This window comes from Bacillus sp. AG4(2022) (genome assembly GCF_031844465.1).
GTDB classification, from domain to species: domain Bacteria; phylum Bacillota; class Bacilli; order Bacillales; family Cytobacillaceae; genus Bacillus_AB; species Bacillus_AB infantis.
Window position 1 is genome coordinate 390,546 of record NZ_JAUZVH010000005.1, and the last position, 15,150, is coordinate 405,695.

General features: G+C 45.7%; 20 protein-coding genes. 15 read left to right on the forward strand and 5 right to left on the reverse strand.

Annotation, left to right across the window (positions count from 1 at the left end):
* Nucleotides 1–184: 184 nt before the first annotated feature.
* Nucleotides 185–325 (forward strand): YrzI family small protein, encoded by a 141-nt coding sequence (locus Q9R36_RS16060; protein WP_009796252.1) that lies wholly within the window; start codon nt 185–187, stop codon nt 323–325.
* Between the two features lie 537 nt (nt 326–862).
* On the opposite strand, the gene Q9R36_RS16065 is transcribed toward Q9R36_RS16060, so the two are convergent.
* Nucleotides 863–1,027: a hypothetical protein gene (locus tag Q9R36_RS16065; RefSeq protein ID WP_009796249.1), complete on the reverse strand. Its 165-nt coding sequence runs from the start codon at nt 1,025–1,027 to the stop codon at nt 863–865.
* A 193-nt stretch (nt 1,028–1,220) separates the two neighbouring features.
* Here Q9R36_RS16065 and sigK point away from each other — a divergent pair, with 193 nt between their 5' ends.
* The gene (gene sigK, locus Q9R36_RS16070) at nt 1,221–1,943 is read left to right on the forward strand and encodes an RNA polymerase sporulation sigma factor SigK (protein ID WP_009796248.1); all 723 of its coding nucleotides are present in this window, start codon (nt 1,221–1,223) and stop codon (nt 1,941–1,943) included.
* 41 nt (nt 1,944–1,984) lie between these two features.
* Here the strand turns inward: sigK and Q9R36_RS16075 are convergent, their stop codons facing one another.
* Nucleotides 1,985–2,953, reverse strand: a complete 969-nt coding sequence (locus Q9R36_RS16075) for a F510_1955 family glycosylhydrolase (protein ID WP_311225516.1) — start codon at nt 2,951–2,953, stop codon at nt 1,985–1,987.
* Between the two features lie 489 nt (nt 2,954–3,442).
* Here Q9R36_RS16075 and Q9R36_RS16080 point away from each other — a divergent pair, with 489 nt between their 5' ends.
* Together Q9R36_RS16080 and Q9R36_RS16085 are read left to right on the forward strand one after the other, a co-directional pair.
* A complete protein-coding gene (locus Q9R36_RS16080; protein ID WP_009796244.1) occupies nt 3,443–3,583 on the forward strand; it encodes a hypothetical protein in 141 nt (46 codons plus the stop codon).
* A 107-nt stretch (nt 3,584–3,690) separates the two neighbouring features.
* Nucleotides 3,691–5,487 carry a M3 family oligoendopeptidase gene (locus Q9R36_RS16085; RefSeq protein WP_311225517.1) on the forward strand — a complete coding sequence of 599 codons (1,797 nt, stop codon included), beginning with the start codon at nt 3,691–3,693 and terminating at the stop codon, nt 5,485–5,487.
* A gap of 53 nt (nt 5,488–5,540) precedes the next feature.
* On the opposite strand, the gene pssA is transcribed toward Q9R36_RS16085, so the two are convergent.
* On the reverse strand, nt 5,541–6,080 hold the full coding sequence (gene pssA, locus Q9R36_RS16090; protein WP_148949007.1) for a CDP-diacylglycerol--serine O-phosphatidyltransferase: 540 nt from the start codon (nt 6,078–6,080) through the stop codon (nt 5,541–5,543).
* A gap of 125 nt (nt 6,081–6,205) precedes the next feature.
* Between pssA and Q9R36_RS16095 the strand changes: the two genes are divergently transcribed.
* Nucleotides 6,206–6,991 carry a phosphatidylserine decarboxylase gene (locus tag Q9R36_RS16095; RefSeq protein ID WP_311225518.1) on the forward strand — a complete coding sequence of 262 codons (786 nt, stop codon included), beginning with the start codon at nt 6,206–6,208 and terminating at the stop codon, nt 6,989–6,991.
* A gap of 91 nt (nt 6,992–7,082) precedes the next feature.
* Here the strand turns inward: Q9R36_RS16095 and Q9R36_RS16100 are convergent, their stop codons facing one another.
* Entirely contained in the window at nt 7,083–7,223 is a 141-nt protein-coding gene (locus tag Q9R36_RS16100; protein WP_009796240.1) for a sporulation histidine kinase inhibitor Sda, read from the reverse strand.
* Between the two features lie 551 nt (nt 7,224–7,774).
* Between Q9R36_RS16100 and Q9R36_RS16105 the strand changes: the two genes are divergently transcribed.
* Genes Q9R36_RS16105 through Q9R36_RS16140 form a run of 8 tightly spaced genes read left to right on the forward strand, consistent with a single transcriptional unit; the run spans nt 7,775 to nt 12,813 of the window.
* The gene (locus Q9R36_RS16105) at nt 7,775–8,290 is read left to right on the forward strand and encodes a YqeG family HAD IIIA-type phosphatase (RefSeq protein WP_101550594.1); all 516 of its coding nucleotides are present in this window, start codon (nt 7,775–7,777) and stop codon (nt 8,288–8,290) included.
* A 3-nt stretch (nt 8,291–8,293) separates the two neighbouring features.
* Nucleotides 8,294–9,397, forward strand: coding sequence for a ribosome biogenesis GTPase YqeH (gene yqeH, locus Q9R36_RS16110; protein ID WP_311225519.1), 1,104 nt, complete (start codon nt 8,294–8,296; stop codon nt 9,395–9,397).
* Between the two features lie 18 nt (nt 9,398–9,415).
* Nucleotides 9,416–10,255 carry a shikimate dehydrogenase gene (gene aroE, locus Q9R36_RS16115; RefSeq protein WP_009796236.1) on the forward strand — a complete coding sequence of 280 codons (840 nt, stop codon included), beginning with the start codon at nt 9,416–9,418 and terminating at the stop codon, nt 10,253–10,255.
* Nucleotides 10,249–10,539 (forward strand): ribosome assembly RNA-binding protein YhbY, encoded by a 291-nt coding sequence (gene yhbY, locus Q9R36_RS16120; RefSeq protein ID WP_009796235.1) that lies wholly within the window; start codon nt 10,249–10,251, stop codon nt 10,537–10,539. The genes aroE and yhbY overlap by 7 nt, the downstream gene beginning before the upstream one ends.
* A 45-nt stretch (nt 10,540–10,584) precedes the next feature.
* On the forward strand, nt 10,585–11,154 hold the full coding sequence (locus Q9R36_RS16125; RefSeq protein ID WP_101550360.1) for a nicotinate-nucleotide adenylyltransferase: 570 nt from the start codon (nt 10,585–10,587) through the stop codon (nt 11,152–11,154).
* A complete protein-coding gene (gene yqeK, locus Q9R36_RS16130; protein ID WP_129612078.1) occupies nt 11,144–11,713 on the forward strand; it encodes a bis(5'-nucleosyl)-tetraphosphatase (symmetrical) YqeK in 570 nt (189 codons plus the stop codon). Before Q9R36_RS16125 ends, yqeK begins: the two co-directional genes overlap by 11 nt.
* Complete coding sequence (gene rsfS / locus Q9R36_RS16135; protein ID WP_009796232.1) at nt 11,714–12,070, forward strand: ribosome silencing factor; 357 nt, start codon at nt 11,714–11,716, stop codon at nt 12,068–12,070.
* Nucleotides 12,067–12,813, forward strand: a complete 747-nt coding sequence (locus Q9R36_RS16140; protein ID WP_248137428.1) for a class I SAM-dependent DNA methyltransferase — start codon at nt 12,067–12,069, stop codon at nt 12,811–12,813. The genes rsfS and Q9R36_RS16140 overlap by 4 nt, the downstream gene beginning before the upstream one ends.
* Nucleotides 12,814–12,922: 109 nt before the next feature.
* On the opposite strand, the gene comER is transcribed toward Q9R36_RS16140, so the two are convergent.
* Nucleotides 12,923–13,747 (reverse strand): late competence protein ComER, encoded by an 825-nt coding sequence (gene comER / locus Q9R36_RS16145; RefSeq protein WP_311225520.1) that lies wholly within the window; start codon nt 13,745–13,747, stop codon nt 12,923–12,925.
* 66 nt (nt 13,748–13,813) lie between these two features.
* Between comER and Q9R36_RS16150 the strand changes: the two genes are divergently transcribed.
* Complete coding sequence (locus Q9R36_RS16150) at nt 13,814–14,476, forward strand: helix-hairpin-helix domain-containing protein (RefSeq protein ID WP_311225521.1); 663 nt, start codon at nt 13,814–13,816, stop codon at nt 14,474–14,476.
* Between the two features lie 83 nt (nt 14,477–14,559).
* Entirely contained in the window at nt 14,560–15,147 is a 588-nt protein-coding gene (locus Q9R36_RS16155) for a ComE operon protein 2 (RefSeq protein WP_009796227.1), read from the forward strand.
* The last annotated feature ends 3 nt before the right edge of the window (nt 15,148–15,150 follow it).

Genomic DNA, 15,150 nt, shown 5'->3' on the forward strand with positions numbered 1-15,150 from the left:
TTAACACGTATTCAGCCTTAAAGGAATGGAACGCTTAATTTCAATGCATAGCATAAATTAGCATATCCGTGCCGCAGGGTGAATCGTGCCCTGCGGCTTTTTATGTCTATTTGAAGGCCGCAGGGGATAATCCTCTGCGGCCTTTTTGCGTGCCCGCAGGATATGACAAGGGAGGTGAGACATTATGACACTTAATATTCTATTTTTATCCATTACGATCAGAAAGCGAACGATGACTGCAGAAGAAATTATGATGCAGGAGCAAGCGAAAAAGATCCATGACCAAAACAAAGACCGCCAATATTCAATGTACCGTCCATTTTAATCTTTAATGAAAAAATACTTCGCGAAAGGTGGAATTTTAGATGATTTATTTAATGCAGGGCCGTCAAGCAATCTTTTGGGTGGAGAAGGACTCCACCTAACTGTTCGGTTGGGAGGAATGAATGATGCTATTGAACGTATTGCTGCTGACATTGCATTTTCGGAAAAAGGCCGCTAAAAAACAAGGTTAACAAAACTTTCACAACAAGGGCGCTGTCATGATGCTTCCATATGGTAAATTCAAGTCAGGAAATAACAAACCAAGGGAGTGCTGACCATGTTCATGATTGTAATGGGATTGGTAGTCTGCTGTGCAGCCGGCCTGATCATATCAGCCGAGGTAGGGGCGGAGTGACAGAAAAGAAGCACAAGCGGGACTGGGGGGATAACCCAGGGACCTGCTTGTGCTTTTTTTTGAGCAGCGAATTGGGAATTGTGAGCCGGGATCACAATTTTGCTTTATTCCGGAAATAGCGGTTCCAGCGGAGTGAGGTAGGACCACTATTCTGCTTCATCCGGGAAAAATCCCCGCTTAAGCTTATTTCTCTCTCTCCGGACGCTTCCACAGATAAAACGTCAAGCCGGCAGTCGCTGCCAGCAGGAAGAGCCCCCTTGCCGAAATCCCTTCAAAGATAAACTCCGCTGCGGTTGATAATAAGACTATAATAAGAACCAATAAAATGATTAATTTTTGCGGTGACATAACTTAACCTCTTTCATATCATGTCTTTATATTTTATAGAGAATAAGCTGTTTTGTCTAATGCTGTACAGCTGGCCGGGCAGCACTGCCCGGCAAGATTGTTTGGAAAAATATATGTGGGACAGACAAAACATGGCTTACGCTTTCATAGGAATTAGTTATAGGCAATAGTCCTAGAAAGCGGGGGTGCATTTATGTCAGGAATTGCAACAGCACTTGGCTATTTGGTAAAGGAGATTGTTTTCCTTGTCTCTTATGTAAAAAACAATGCTTTTCCTCAGCCGCTCTCAGCTGCCGACGAGAGGAAGTATCTGCGGCTCATGGCGGAAGGCGATGCCCATGCACGCAATATGCTGATTGAACATAATCTGCGGCTTGTGGCGCATATTGTGAAAAAATTTGAAAACACGGGAGAGGATTCAGAAGATCTCATTTCTATAGGCACCATCGGTCTGATCAAGGCGATCGAAAGCTATTCGGAAGGGAAAGGCACAAAGCTTGCAACCTATGCCGCACGCTGTATCGAAAATGAAATCCTCATGCATCTCAGGGCCCTTAAGAAAACTAAGAAGGATGTTTCTCTCCATGATCCGATCGGCCAGGATAAAGAAGGAAATGAAATCTCCCTGATTGATGTGCTGAAGTCTGAGTCCGAGGATGTTATTAACACGATTCAGCTGAATATGGAACTGGAGAAGGTTAAGGAGTATATTGATGTGCTGGATGACCGGGAGAAAGAAGTCATCATCGGCAGATTCGGGCTTGATTTAAAGAAAGAAAAGACCCAGAGGGAAATTGCCAAGGAGCTCGGGATATCGAGGAGCTATGTATCCAGGATTGAGAAGCGGGCGCTCATGAAAATGTTCCACGAATTTTACCGGGCAGAAAAAGAGAAAAGAAAAAGCGGGGATAAATAATCCCTGCTTAACAGGAAGGGCACTGGAGATAGTGCTCTTCTTTATTTAATTCTTCCGTTCTTCAGCAGCTGGTTCCAATGTTCTCCGGAATCAGCAGATTCGTATATATCATATAAATAGGTGGAAAACGAGATGGTGCCGGCTTTCTTATAATTGGCAGCAATATAAGTAATCGGGTTGTCATAACTCAGAAAAGGGATATCAAGCCCCTCAGTTTCCAAACTGGCAAGGTCAAGGCTTTTTAAAAGGATTTTTTCATTTTCTACTGAAGAATAGATCAGACGGTCCTCCGTAAATGCCAGTGCAGTTGTCATGACAGGATCTGAGACTCTTTGGACCGTCTTTCCGAAATCATTGGACAGGAAGATCCCTGAGCGGGTAGACATGGCCATCATGCCTTCCTTTGAAGGGTGGACAGCTATCATTCCTAGAGTATCAGACTCCATTCCTTCCAATTCCACCGGCTCCCAGTTCTCTCCTTTATCAGTGGAACGGAAAACACCGGCACCAAGCTCTGATTCAGGCTCCTGGCTTATGATATACAGGGTCTCTCCGCTGAAGCCTGCGGCCACGAAGTAAAACTGGTCTTTGCCGTAAAACTTGATTTGTGACAGGGTAGCTCCTTTATCATCGCTCTTGATAATGCCGAGCGGGCTTCTTAGTCCAGCTCCTTCTGCAGGCTTTCCGCTTGAGATAAATCCGTTATCGACTGCCTGGAAGCCCGTATACATATGCTTGTTTTTATTTTGCTCAAACCATTGTCCGTCTTTATAGAACTTCAGGCCATCTTCTTCTGCTGTATAAAGCGCGTCATCATTACCAGGATAGCCAAGGCCATAAATATTGCTGATTTGCTGTTTTTCTGCCTTTTTAATGTCATAAGCTTCCTCTGTCACTTCCTGCTCCTTCTCCTGGCTGCTGTTTTGCTCCTCTTTTTCAGGGGTGCATCCAGTCAGCATGATGAGAATGGTGAAGGAAAACAGGAGAATTAATGCTATTCTCAGCTTCATTGTATCCACTCCAGCTATGTATAGTCAGCGCACAGGCTTCCCAATAAGCCTGTGCGCTGACAATATTATATCAGAAAAGACATAAAAGAGCCTAAAGATGCCATATGCTTGTCCATTTGAAAATCTGTACTTCTATAGGAAGGAAAAACTTTATGAGTGCCCAGTGCTTTTTTGCCGATCTGAGATGGTGATTTTTATTTTTCCGCATCCTCCGCAAAGAGAGCAGGTTTTCTTGAACAGCCTGCAAGCTGAAGACCGGCCTGTTCCTTTGCATCTCCGGCAGATGGAAATGATCTTCATGGAATACCCCCCGTTCCAGTGAGCTATAATGCAGGGTATTCACCCGGCCATGAATTGCTACAAATTTGTGCTCTTTTTAGCGGAAACCGGCATGTTTGCCCAAACAGGGGCATTTGTACAGCATAAAATACATCAGAAAGTCTGAATATTTTCATCTGGAAGCTTAGTCTGAAGGGAGGTAAGGGAGCAGTGTATTATCCATATCCGTACTATCCGCCGCCTCCGCCAGTGCCTTATTACAGGGCAGGTGGCGCATGGTATGCGCTGATTGTCGTACTCCTGATCCTGCTGATCGTGTTCGGGGGATGGACCTATTATGGCAACTGCTAGCAGCGATGGGGAAGGTGGACCGGCCTTCCCTTATAATCATGCATATTGATAGAAATTTCGGAAAAATAAACCTATAATAGACTAGAATACATAAGGGGGGACTTGCAATGGCAACAGCTTTATATTCAGAAGTTTGGGATTTGGATGTTTTTTTCGAAGGGGGAAGCTCCTCCGGGGATTTTGCCGTACATATAGATCAGACAAAACAGCTGATCGATGAATTTATCGCATTGACAGAAGGCTGGCAGCCATCATCGGCAGAGCAGGATCAGCAGACGCTGCTGAATCTGATCGGGAAATTTGAAGGCACCACCAAGAAACTGCGCCAGGCAGGAGCCTTTGTAAGCTGCCTTGAAGCACAGAATATGGCTGACAGCAAAGCCAATGAGCTCCGTGCTGCAGTCACAGTACTAAGTGCAGGATTTCAAAATGCGCTGACTGATTTTGACGAGAAGCTGGCCGGTTTTTCTGACGAGGACTGGAAGCAGCTCCTGCAGGCGGATGGATTGTCAGAGCTCGAGTTCGTCCTGACAGAGCGCCGGGAAAGGGCAGCCGAAAAGCTGTCCAAGCAGGAGGAATCCCTCATCAATGCACTCGGTATCGACGGGTATCACAGCTGGGGGCAGATGTATGATGTAATCGTCGGAAAAATCAGGATTCCTTTCAGTGATAAAGGGCAGGAACAGCTTTTGTCTGTCGGCCAGGCAGCCAATAAATTTTCAAGCCCGGAAAGAAGTGTCCGGAAGAATGTATTTAAAGAATGGGAAAATGCCTGGGACAAAGAACAGGATTATCTGGCAAAGACACTAAATCATCTTGCCGGCTTCAGGCTGAATGTTTACAAAATGCGCGGCTGGGACGATGTTCTGAAAGAGCCGCTTGAAATCAACAGGATGAAAAAAGAAACACTGGATGCAATGTGGGGAGTTATCTCCAAAAACAAACAGCCGCTGGTAAAATTCCTGAACCGCAAGGCAAGCCTGCTTGGGCTTGAAAAACTCAGCTGGTATGATCTTGATGCTCCGCTTGGTTCTACAGAGACTAAGGTGCCTTATCAGGAGGGAGCGGAATTCATTCTGGATCATTTCTCTAAATTTGGCGGGGAAATGACCTCATTCTCAAAAATGGCATTCGAAAATAAGTGGATCGAGGCTGAGGACCGTCCCGGCAAGCGTCCAGGAGGTTTCCATACTTTCTTCCCTGAAAGCAGCCAGTCCAGAATTTTCATGACCTATTCCGGGACTCCTTCAAACGTGTCCACGCTTGCGCATGAACTGGGCCACGGCTTCCATACTTATGCCATGAAAGATCTGCATCCGCTTAACAGGAATTACAGCATGAATGTCGCGGAGACGGCTTCTACCTTTGCTGAAATGATCGTGGCTGACGCAGCGGTTAAAAATGCGGCAACAGAAGAGGAAAAGCTGGCCCTGCTGGAGGACAAAATTCAGCGTTCTGTGGCACTCCTGATGAATATCCATGCCCGTTTCCTTTTCGAAACAAGCTTTTACAATGAGCGCAAAAATGGCATGGTAAGCGGCAGGCGCCTTAATGAACTGATGCTCAATGCCCAAAAAGAAGCCTACGCCAATGCTCTGGATGAGTATCATCCGTCATTCTGGTCATCTAAGCTTCACTTCTATATTACCGGGGTTCCGTTTTATAATTTCCCTTATACATTCGGATATCTTTTCTCCCTTGGCATTTATGCTAATGCACTGGAAGAAGGCAAAGGGTATGAAGAAAAATATATCAGCCTGCTTAAAGATACAGCTTCCATGACAGTCGAGGATCTGGCGATGAAGCATTTGAATGCAGATTTGACTAAGCCTGATTTCTGGGAAAAAGCTGTAAAGCTGTGTATGGACGATGTAGAAGAATTCCTGAATCTGACTGAAAAGTGATAACAAAGAAAACCGCACATATTCTGTGCGGTTTTTTAAATACAATTTAGCTTTTACATTTTCCTCAGCCTGAATGGGCTGATCATCAGAAGGGAAAGGAGCATCATGAGGTATAAATAAAAATGCTGCGGAAAGTATGGGACAGCAAGAAAACTGAGTGTGGCCAGGCAGCCTGCCGCGGTAATTGGCAGCCCGGTAAAATAGCCGGTATTCTCTGAAATATTGAAGCGGGCCAGCCTGAAAGCACCGCATGCTATATAAAAGACGGTGAAAAAGGAGCCGGGAGCCCCGAAATCAAACAGAACAGATTGATAAATGAGTAACGCCGGTGCCACGCCAAATGATATAATATCACTCATGGAATCCAGCTGTTTGCCAAGCTCTGATTCAATATTCAGCTTTCTGGCCACCATGCCGTCAAAGCGGTCGGCAAGCGCAGCGATAAAAATGAGCAAAAGGCTGAGATTCAGGCTGCCCTTAAGGCTGTAAATGATGGCAAACCCGCCGAGCGAAAGATTGAGAAGTGTTAAAGCATTCGCTGTCTGGGTCTTTAATTTTTTGACCGTGCTGTCAAAAACCTCCAATAAGAACAATCTCTTCACTCCTTATAAGCCGGAAAGGATACAACTTATTTTCGATTTGTTATATAATAATATTTTATTTTAAGTCTTTTATGCATGTACGTAAAGAGCATTCTCAAACACTGGAGGCTGAAACCTTGATTCGTCCAATATATCGAATGTTCATTGAACTTACTAACGGCAAAGGAACCTCTGCACTTCTGCGCAGGTTTGCACGCTCGAAAAAGAGCCGCATCATGATTCGGCCATTTTCAAATGCCTATAATATTAATATGGAAGAAATGGACAAGTCCATCGACGAATATCCTACACTTCACGACTTCTTCATCCGGCAGCTGAAGGGAGGGCTGCGCCCGGCGGACGCAAGTCCGGCTGCTGCAAGCAGCCCGGTTGATGCAGTGATCGAAGATATTGGGATCATTCAGGATGACCACATGATCACCGTAAAAGGAAAGGTCTATTCCATTGAAGAAATGCTTGGCAATCAGGATGCCCTGGGGAAATACAGGAATGGTCATTATATGATTTTTTACTTAAGCCCGAGCCATTATCACCGCATTCACAGCCCGGTGACAGGGACTGTAGAAGGGCAATGGACCCTGGGCGGCAAATCCTATCCAGTCAATAAGCATGGACTGAAATATGGTAAAGCTCCCCTATCCAAAAATTATCGTACTGTTACCGAGGTAGCACACGCTTTTGGCCATCTGGCCATTGTTAAGGTTGGCGCGATGTTTGTCAATACTATTGAAGCGACACATAGAGGAGAACAGCTTGAAAAAGGAAAAGAAATGGCTTATTTCTCCTTTGGGTCGACCGTGGTCCTTCTATTTGAAGCAGGCACCTTCAAGCCTGCGGACAATCTTCAGCTTCCAGCGCATATCAAGGTCGGGGAAGCAATAGGGGAATTTGTGCAGCAGTGATTCCTGATATATAGAGCAAAGCAAAAGGGTGAGCCCTGGGCTCACCCTCTGTTCTTTCATGCTGTCTGGAATGTGTATGTATCATTGTTGTTTAAGAGGAAACCCTTATCTTATGTGTCAATGAACGCCTGTGGATTTCTGTTTCAATCAGGCGGATGAAGTCCGGGCTGAGGTTCAGCTCCCTGGCTTTAAAATAAGATTCAATCAGCAGTTCGTCCGACAGCTTGCGCATTTAAATCCGTACCTCCTGTCCGGTAAAATAACGGTTCTAAAAAGCATATTTATATACATATAATGTAAGATGTTTTGTTGTACCCTTACTCTATCAGAAATAAACGGCAGGAACAACCGTTCTGATTATCCACATAGACCGGTGGATAACCTGTGATTATTTTGTTTATAAAGGGGAAAATATTATATAAAACATAGTGGGTTTTGTGAATAAAGTTATCCACATGCTGGAAGCGCTTTGAATTTTGTCGAAAAATATTTAGTTGTTTTTTGGAATGGCCTTGTCATTGCTTCATGCTGATTTTGGCCTCATTCCTGTGAAACTCTGTTTCACACGAATTTCAGCACAGCTGAATATCCGGCTCAAATGAGCCCAAAATCAACAACAATGTTTAAGATAACCTTTGGAATAAAGACGAGCATCTATTTGCAGCCTGTTAGGCATCTTTTTAGAAATGGATCACTCTTTGCAAGATTTATTTTGAACTGGCGGTTAAAATTGGGTATGATGGATACATTGCAAAAATGGATGAAAATAATGAGGTGTTTTCAATGTTAAAGCATTTTTTGCCTGATCAGCATGTTAAGAATATATTTGAAATAACACCCGAAAGCCTTAAGGCAAAGGGAGTAAAGGGGATCATCACTGACCTGGACAATACGCTTGTTGAGTGGGACAGGCCTCTTGCTACCCCGAAGCTTATCAAATGGTTTGAGGAAATGAAGCATCAGAATATTAAGGTGACAATTGTTTCGAATAATAAAGAAAACCGTGTAAAGGCCTTTTCTGAGCCCCTGGGCATTCCGTTCATCTTCCAGGCGCGCAAGCCGATGACAAGGGCATTTAACAGGGCCTTGGGTGAAATGGGCCTGAAAAAAGAAGAAACTGTTGTCATAGGTGACCAGCTGCTGACTGATGTTCTAGGCGGCAACAGGAGCGGGTTCCATACGATCCTTGTCGTCCCGGTTGCCCAGACGGACGGATTTGTAACAAGATTTAACCGCAAAGTCGAAAGGCGGATTCTAAATTGGTTCAGAAAAAAAGGCAAGATTCAATGGGAGGATTAATGCGTGAGTGAACAATATGTATGTATAGGCTGCGGAGTGAAGGTCCAGACAGAAAATCCCGAGGAGCTCGGCTACGCGCCAAAATCAGCTTTAGAGAAAGAGGCGATTGTCTGCCAGCGCTGTTTCCGCCTCAAGCATTATAATGAGGTCCAGGATGTCAACTTAACTGATGATGATTTTCTTAAAATACTGAATGAAATCGGAAGAAGCGATGCTCTGATCGTCAAGATTGTCGATATCTTTGATTTCAATGGAAGCTGGCTTCCGGGGCTGCATCGTTTTACAGGGAACAACAAGGTTCTTTTGGTCGGCAATAAAGCAGATCTGCTTCCAAAATCAGTGAAGCGGAATAAACTGATCAACTGGATGAAGCAGGAGTCGAAAAATCTGGGGCTCCGGCCGGAAGATGTGTTCCTTGTCAGTGCTGCGAAAGGGCAGTCGATCCAGGAGGTGGCTTCTGCGATAGATGAGTACAGGGAAGGCAAGGACGTGTATGTAGTCGGCTGTACAAATGTCGGCAAATCAACCTTCATCAACCGGATCCTTAAGGAGGTAACAGGAGAAGGGGATATCATCACCACTTCTCATTTTCCAGGGACAACTTTGGATATTATCGAGATACCTTTAGAGGACGGCAAAGCTCTTGTTGATACACCGGGCATCATCAACCATCATCAGATGGCCCACTTTGTCGATAAGCGTGACTTTAAGGTGATTATGCCTAAGAAGGAAATCAAGCCAAAGGTATATCAGCTTAATGAAGGGCAGACCTTATTTTTTGGCGGCCTGGCGCGCTTTGATTTTATCAGCGGAAGCAGACAGGCATTCATTTGCCACGTATCCAACGAAATCAATATCCATCGCACAAAGCTTGAGAATGCAGATGAACTGTATGAGAAGCACGCAGGGGAAATGCTGACGCCGCCCCGCCCTGAACAGATGGATGAATTTCCTGAGCTTGTCAGGCATGAATTCACTGTCAAGGAAGGGAAAACCGATATTGTGATTTCTGGTTTGGGCTGGGTTACAGTGAGTGAGCCGGGAACGAAGGTTGCCGCTTATGTACCAAAAGGAGTGCAGGCGATGGTAAGGAAATCCCTGATTTAACAGAAAGGGGAGAGGGACTTGAAAAAGCTCTTTGCTGTAATCGGCGATCCGATTGGCCACTCAATGTCGCCGGCGATGCATAATGATCTGTTTGGTATATATGGACTGGATGCCTGCTATGTTCCGCTAAAAGTCAGACGGGAAGATTTAGGGGACGCAGTGAAGGGGCTCCGGGCAATCGGGGTTGCAGGGTTTAATGTCACTGTACCCCATAAAACAGAAATCATGCCATTCCTGGATGAAATCGATCAGCTGGCAGAGGCAATCGGGGCGGTGAATACTGTCCTTAATAAAGATGGGAAATTGATTGGGTACAACACGGATGGGGAGGGCTATGTAAGAGGCCTCGCTTCTGAGGTGCCTGATTTCAGCCGGAAAAAAATCCTGATTGCCGGAGCAGGCGGAGCGGCAAAGGCAATCTATTATACGCTCGCACAAAAAGGCGTTCAGGCAATAGATATCTGCAATCGGACAGCGGCAAAGGCGGAGGCTCTTGCGGATAAATGCCCCTTTCCTGTCAGAACGGATGCTTTAGGCTTTCAGCAGGCAGAAGAAAAACTGGCTGAGTATGATATCATCATCCAGACAACACCGATCGGCATGCTGCCCGACGTAAATGCATTGCCCTTTGGACTTTATAATCTGAAGGCCGGTGCTTTTGTCAGCGATATAATATATAACCCGCTTGAAACCAAATTTTTGCGGGAAGCTAAAAACAAAGGTGCATCCATCCAGAATGGCCTGAAAATGTTTGTCTGCCAGGGGGCATTGGCCTTTGAAAGGTGGACTGGAACCTTTCCGGATACAGACAGGATGGAAGCAGGCGTTATTACACAACTGGGAGGACAAACATGTTAACAGGAAAACAAAAAAGATTATTGCGCTCAAAAGCACATCACTTGAACCCGATTTTTCAGGTTGGAAAAGGCGGGGTGAACGAAAATATGATATCACAGATCGGGGAAGCGCTCGAGGCAAGGGAATTGCTGAAGGTAAGCATCCTGCAGAACTGTGATGAAGATAGAGACGAAGTGGCTGAGAAGCTCGTTAAAGGGACTAAAGCAGAGCTGGTGCAGATCATCGGCAATATGATCGTCCTTTATAAAGAATCAAAAGAAAACAAACAAATCCAGCTGCCATAATGAAGGCATGTTTGCAGCCAAGAGGCGGCAAAAGGAGGACTGCAGGTGAAGAGGATCGGCATTCTTGGAGGTACATTCAATCCTCCCCATCATGGCCATCTGCTGATTGCAAATGAGGTGCTCCATTCCCTTTCATTGGACAAGGTCTGGTTTATGCCAAACCAGGATCCCCCGCATAAAAAGAAGTCTTCAGCTGCATCTGATCAAGCAAGGGTAGAAATGCTGGAGCTTGCAATTGAGGGGCACCCGCGCTTTGAAATCCAGACGATTGAAATGGAACGCGGGGGGCCATCCTACACTTATGATACAATGAAGCTGCTTAAAGAGCAGAATAAGGATACCGAATTCTATTTTATCATCGGGGCTGATATGATTGAGTATCTGCCGAAATGGTATAAAATAAATGACCTCCTTGAGCTTGCCGTCTTTGCCGGCGTCGGCAGGCCTTCCTATAGCAGCCGTACTGACTATCCGGTTGTCCCGGTTGATGTGCCGCAGATGGATGTTTCATCGAGCATGATCAGGGAAAGGCTCAGCCAGGGAGATACCGTGCGCTATCTAATTCCGGAAAGCGTCAGGAAGTATATTGAGGAGAATCGTTTGTATGGATCGTGAATTTTATCTAAAAATAGTAAAGAAACAGTTAACAGAACACCGCTACCAGCATACAATCGGTGTGATGGAAACGGCAATCGGCCTTGCCCGCACCTTTGGGGCTGATATCCAGAAGGCTGAAACGGCAGCTATTCTCCATGATTATGCCAAGTTCCGCCCGAAGGATGAAATGAAGAGGATTATCATGGAGCAAAAAATGCCTGAGGAGCTCCTTATGTACAACAGCGAGCTTTGGCATGCCCCTGCTGGTGCCTACCTTGCTGAAACAGAGGCAGGGGTGACCGATCCTGAAATCCTGGATGCGATCCGGTATCATACGTCAGGAAGGCCGCGAATGCCCTTACTTGATAAAATCATTTATCTCGCCGACTATATTGAACCCGGCCGGCATTTTCCGGGTGTGGATGAAGTCCGGAAACTGGCTGAAACAGATCTTGATTCAGCCTTAATAAAAGCAATGCAGAATACTATCACGTTTTTAATGAAGAAGAATCAGCCGGTGTTTCCGCTGACTTTTCTGTCGTATAATGATCTTGTAATGAAAAAGGAGACTGATTAAATGAGTGAACGCGCCTTATTAGATATGGCTGTAAAAGCAGCCGATGATAAACGAGCAGAAGATATTGTGGTATTGAATATGAAAGGGATTTCCCTCATCTCAGATTATTTTCTGATTTGCCACGGTAATTCTGATAAGCAAGTCCAGGCAATCGCCCGTGAAATGAAAGAAAAGAGCGAAGAGCTTGGCTATACAGTCAACCGGATGGAAGGATTTGACGAGGCGAGATGGATACTCGTTGACCTCGGGGATGTTGTAGCCCATGTTTTCCATAAGGATGAGAGAAGCTATTATAACTTAGAACGCCTGTGGGGCGATGCACCTTCAGTGGATGTCCAGAGCGTGCTTGGACAATGACCTATGGGAAGTTCGCCTACCTTTATGATGCACTGATGAAGGATGTGCCTTATGAAGGCTGGGTGGAAACAGTAAAAAGCAGTACGGAGAAGTACAGTATTGAAGGGAAGCGCCTTCTTGATCTTGCCTGCGGCACCGGGGAGCTTTCTGTCCGTCTCGCACAAGCCGGATACGATGTAACCGGAGTTGATTTATCGGAGGATATGCTCGCTGTCGCCCAGGCAAAAGCAATGGAGCAGGGGGCAGATATCTCTTTCTATCAGCAGGACATGTCAGAACTCGAGGGGCTTGGCGAGTATGATATTGCAGGGATCTTCTGTGACTCCCTGAACTATCTTCAGAGCGAAAAAGAGGTTGAGCAGACATTCGAAAGTGTGGGAAGGCACCTGAAGGAAGGCGGTTTGTTCATCTTTGATGTGCATTCAGTCTATAAGATGGAGCATATCTTCAGGGATCAGACCTTTGCCTTGAATGAAGATGAAATCTCTTATATATGGGAATGCTTCCCTGGGGAGCATCCTTTCAGTGTTGAACATGAATTGACTTTCTTTCAGCTGGACCCTTCGCTCATGAAATATGACAGATATGATGAGCTCCATCTGCAGCGCACTTATCCTATAGATATCTATAAAGACTGGCTTTTAAAAGCAGGGTTTACCCTGCTGGAAATAACAGCGGATTTTGAGACCGAGCTCCCGGCGCAAGAGTCGGAAAGGATCTTTTTCATTTGCCGCAAAAACTAGCAAAAGCCGCTCCCATGGGGGGCGGCTTTTGCTTTTTTTCGTATTCCTGTAAGGCTGTTCAAAAAAAGTCAGCGGCAGCAGAAGGAATTTTGAAAGGAAGCAGAGAATGTTAATGGACAGTGAACTGTTTTTTGACCTGTGTAAGATCTTCCTCGAATTTAGAATGTGTTGCCTGGAACACATGCCGAAAAACATCACCTAATTCCTTCTCCAGCACCTTTATTCCTTCACCGGTTATTCCTCCTTTAACACAGACCTTCCGCTGAAGGGCAGGAAGGGTATAATGCCCCTTTTTCAGCAGCTCTCCCATCCCGATCAGCATTTCGCTGGCAAGAACAGTGGCAGTCTCCCGATTTATTTTTGTTTCCGCAACGGCCGCATTAATGAATTGCTGTGTCAGATAACTGAAAAATGCAGGTCCGCAGCTTACGATGTCAGATGATACCCTTGTTATTTCTTCTTCTATTTCCACAGGCTTGGCAATGGCCTCGATAAGCGGCATGAGTTTCTGTTTCCATTCATCCCTGAAATGCTCCCCGTAAGTAACAAGAGCCACACCGGCGTGTGCCCTGTTGGTGATGCTTGGAATCACCCGTGCTGCTGAACAGGGGACAAAAGATTCGAGCTGTTCGGCGCTGATAGGGCTTGTTATTGAAATCACGCAATCCTCATCACTTAAATATGGCCGGATTTCCTGGATCACATCCGCAAAATCATGAGGCTTCACACAAATGAAAATCAAATCCGAATTGGCAGCCGTTTCGGCTGCTCCCTGCGCAAGTTTCAGGCCGCTATACTCTTTCTGTATCTCTGCCGCTTTCTCCAAAGATCTGTTTGTAATCGTCACAGAGGAGGGAGGAACGGCTTTGGCATCAAGCAAGGCCTGGATAAGAATTTTCCCCATATTCCCTGTACCGATAAATCCGACATTCATAAATAACCCTCCTTTGACAGCAAGATATCTCATATAACGATATGAAATTGAAAACTCAAATATACCTTGAAAGGGGATGCGATCATACTGGATTGGATCAAGCGCCGCCCGCTGGCTGGGATTGGTGCGGCTTTCTTATTAATTTTGCTGTTTTATTTTTTTCTTCAGGGAAACAGAGGGGATGGTGACCCGCTTGAAAGTCTGCAGATGGAGGAGGAGCTGGAGTCATTGCCTGGCCTGGGGGAGGAAGAGGAAAAAGAAAAAGAAAAAGAAAAAGAAGCTGCTCCGCCTGTCATTAAGGTTGATGTGAAGGGGAGTGTGAGGAACCCGGGTTTATATGAAGCAGCTGACGGAGAGCGTGTGGCTGATCTTATTCAGAAGGCAGGGGGGCTGACAGAAAACGCAGATGAGGCCCGGATAAACTTTGCCCAGAGAGTGGGCGATGAAATGGTTATTTACGTACCGGAGGAAGGGGAGGAATTGTCAGGTGGAACTGAACCAGCCCAGGCTATCAGTGCAGCCTCGGGAGAAGATGGAATGGTAAATATCAACAGTGCGGGGAGTGAGGAGCTTCAGGATATTCCGGGGATTGGCCCATCAAAAGCAGCTGCCATCATTGAGTACAGGGAAACGGAAGGTCCGTTCCAGTCGCTTGAGGACTTGATGCAGATTAGCGGGATAGGTGAAAAAACCTTTGAAAAGCTTAAATCTTATATAAAATTGAAATGAGCCTCATTGACGTGCTTTTGAAAAAGAGATTAAACTTGTACCAGGAGATTATTCTATAACAAAGAGATTTTAGGAGGAGAAAAATGGAACAGCGTTTATCATGGGACCAATATTTTATGGCTCAAAGCCATTTGCTGGCTTTAAGGAGCACATGTACAAGGCTGGCAGTCGGGGCTACAATTGTCCGCGACAAACGCATCATTGCAGGCGGATACAACGGTTCGATAGCAGGAGGAGACCATTGCATCGACCACGGCTGCTATGTCATCGATAATCATTGCGTCAGGACTATACATGCTGAGATGAACAGCATCCTGCAATGCGCCAAATTCGGTGTGCCCACTGCAGGAGCGGATATTTATGTCACGCATTTCCCATGCCTTCAATGCTGCAAGGCTATCATACAGGCTGGCATTGCAACAGTGTATTACGCTGAAGCCTACAAAAACCATCCGTATGCAATTGAGCTGTTTGAACAGGCAGGCGTCAGGGTGGAGCAGGTAATGCACAAAGAAATTTCTCTCGAATTTAACCGTGCGGAAAAGGCTGAATATATTAAAAACCTGTTGGAAGAGATGAAGCAAAACGGGACAGACCATGAGCGGATTGATAAACTTCAGGCAGAAGCCGGGGAGCTTTTTGGAACCGGGGCTGGCATTACAGCTAAGTAACTG

Excerpts from the sequence above, each read along its gene's own strand:
- Q9R36_RS16060 (WP_009796252.1), top strand. The coding sequence starts at position 185 with ATGACACTTAATATTCTATTTTTATCCATTACGATCAGAAAGCGAACG.
- Q9R36_RS16065 (WP_009796249.1), bottom strand. The coding sequence starts at position 1,027 with ATGTCACCGCAAAAATTAATCATTTTATTGGTTCTTATTATAGTCTTA.
- sigK (WP_009796248.1), top strand. The coding sequence starts at position 1,221 with ATGTCAGGAATTGCAACAGCACTTGGCTATTTGGTAAAGGAGATTGTT.
- Q9R36_RS16075 (WP_311225516.1), bottom strand. The coding sequence starts at position 2,953 with ATGAAGCTGAGAATAGCATTAATTCTCCTGTTTTCCTTCACCATTCTC.
- Q9R36_RS16085 (WP_311225517.1), top strand. The coding sequence starts at position 3,691 with ATGGCAACAGCTTTATATTCAGAAGTTTGGGATTTGGATGTTTTTTTC.
- Q9R36_RS16100 (WP_009796240.1), bottom strand. The coding sequence starts at position 7,223 with ATGCGCAAGCTGTCGGACGAACTGCTGATTGAATCTTATTTTAAAGCC.
- Q9R36_RS16105 (WP_101550594.1), top strand. The coding sequence starts at position 7,775 with ATGTTAAAGCATTTTTTGCCTGATCAGCATGTTAAGAATATATTTGAA.
- yhbY (WP_009796235.1), top strand. The coding sequence starts at position 10,249 with ATGTTAACAGGAAAACAAAAAAGATTATTGCGCTCAAAAGCACATCAC.
- yqeK (WP_129612078.1), top strand. The coding sequence starts at position 11,144 with ATGGATCGTGAATTTTATCTAAAAATAGTAAAGAAACAGTTAACAGAA.
- rsfS (WP_009796232.1), top strand. The coding sequence starts at position 11,714 with ATGAGTGAACGCGCCTTATTAGATATGGCTGTAAAAGCAGCCGATGAT.
- Q9R36_RS16140 (WP_248137428.1), top strand. The coding sequence starts at position 12,067 with ATGACCTATGGGAAGTTCGCCTACCTTTATGATGCACTGATGAAGGAT.
- comER (WP_311225520.1), bottom strand. The coding sequence starts at position 13,747 with ATGAATGTCGGATTTATCGGTACAGGGAATATGGGGAAAATTCTTATC.
- Q9R36_RS16155 (WP_009796227.1), top strand. The coding sequence starts at position 14,560 with ATGGAACAGCGTTTATCATGGGACCAATATTTTATGGCTCAAAGCCAT.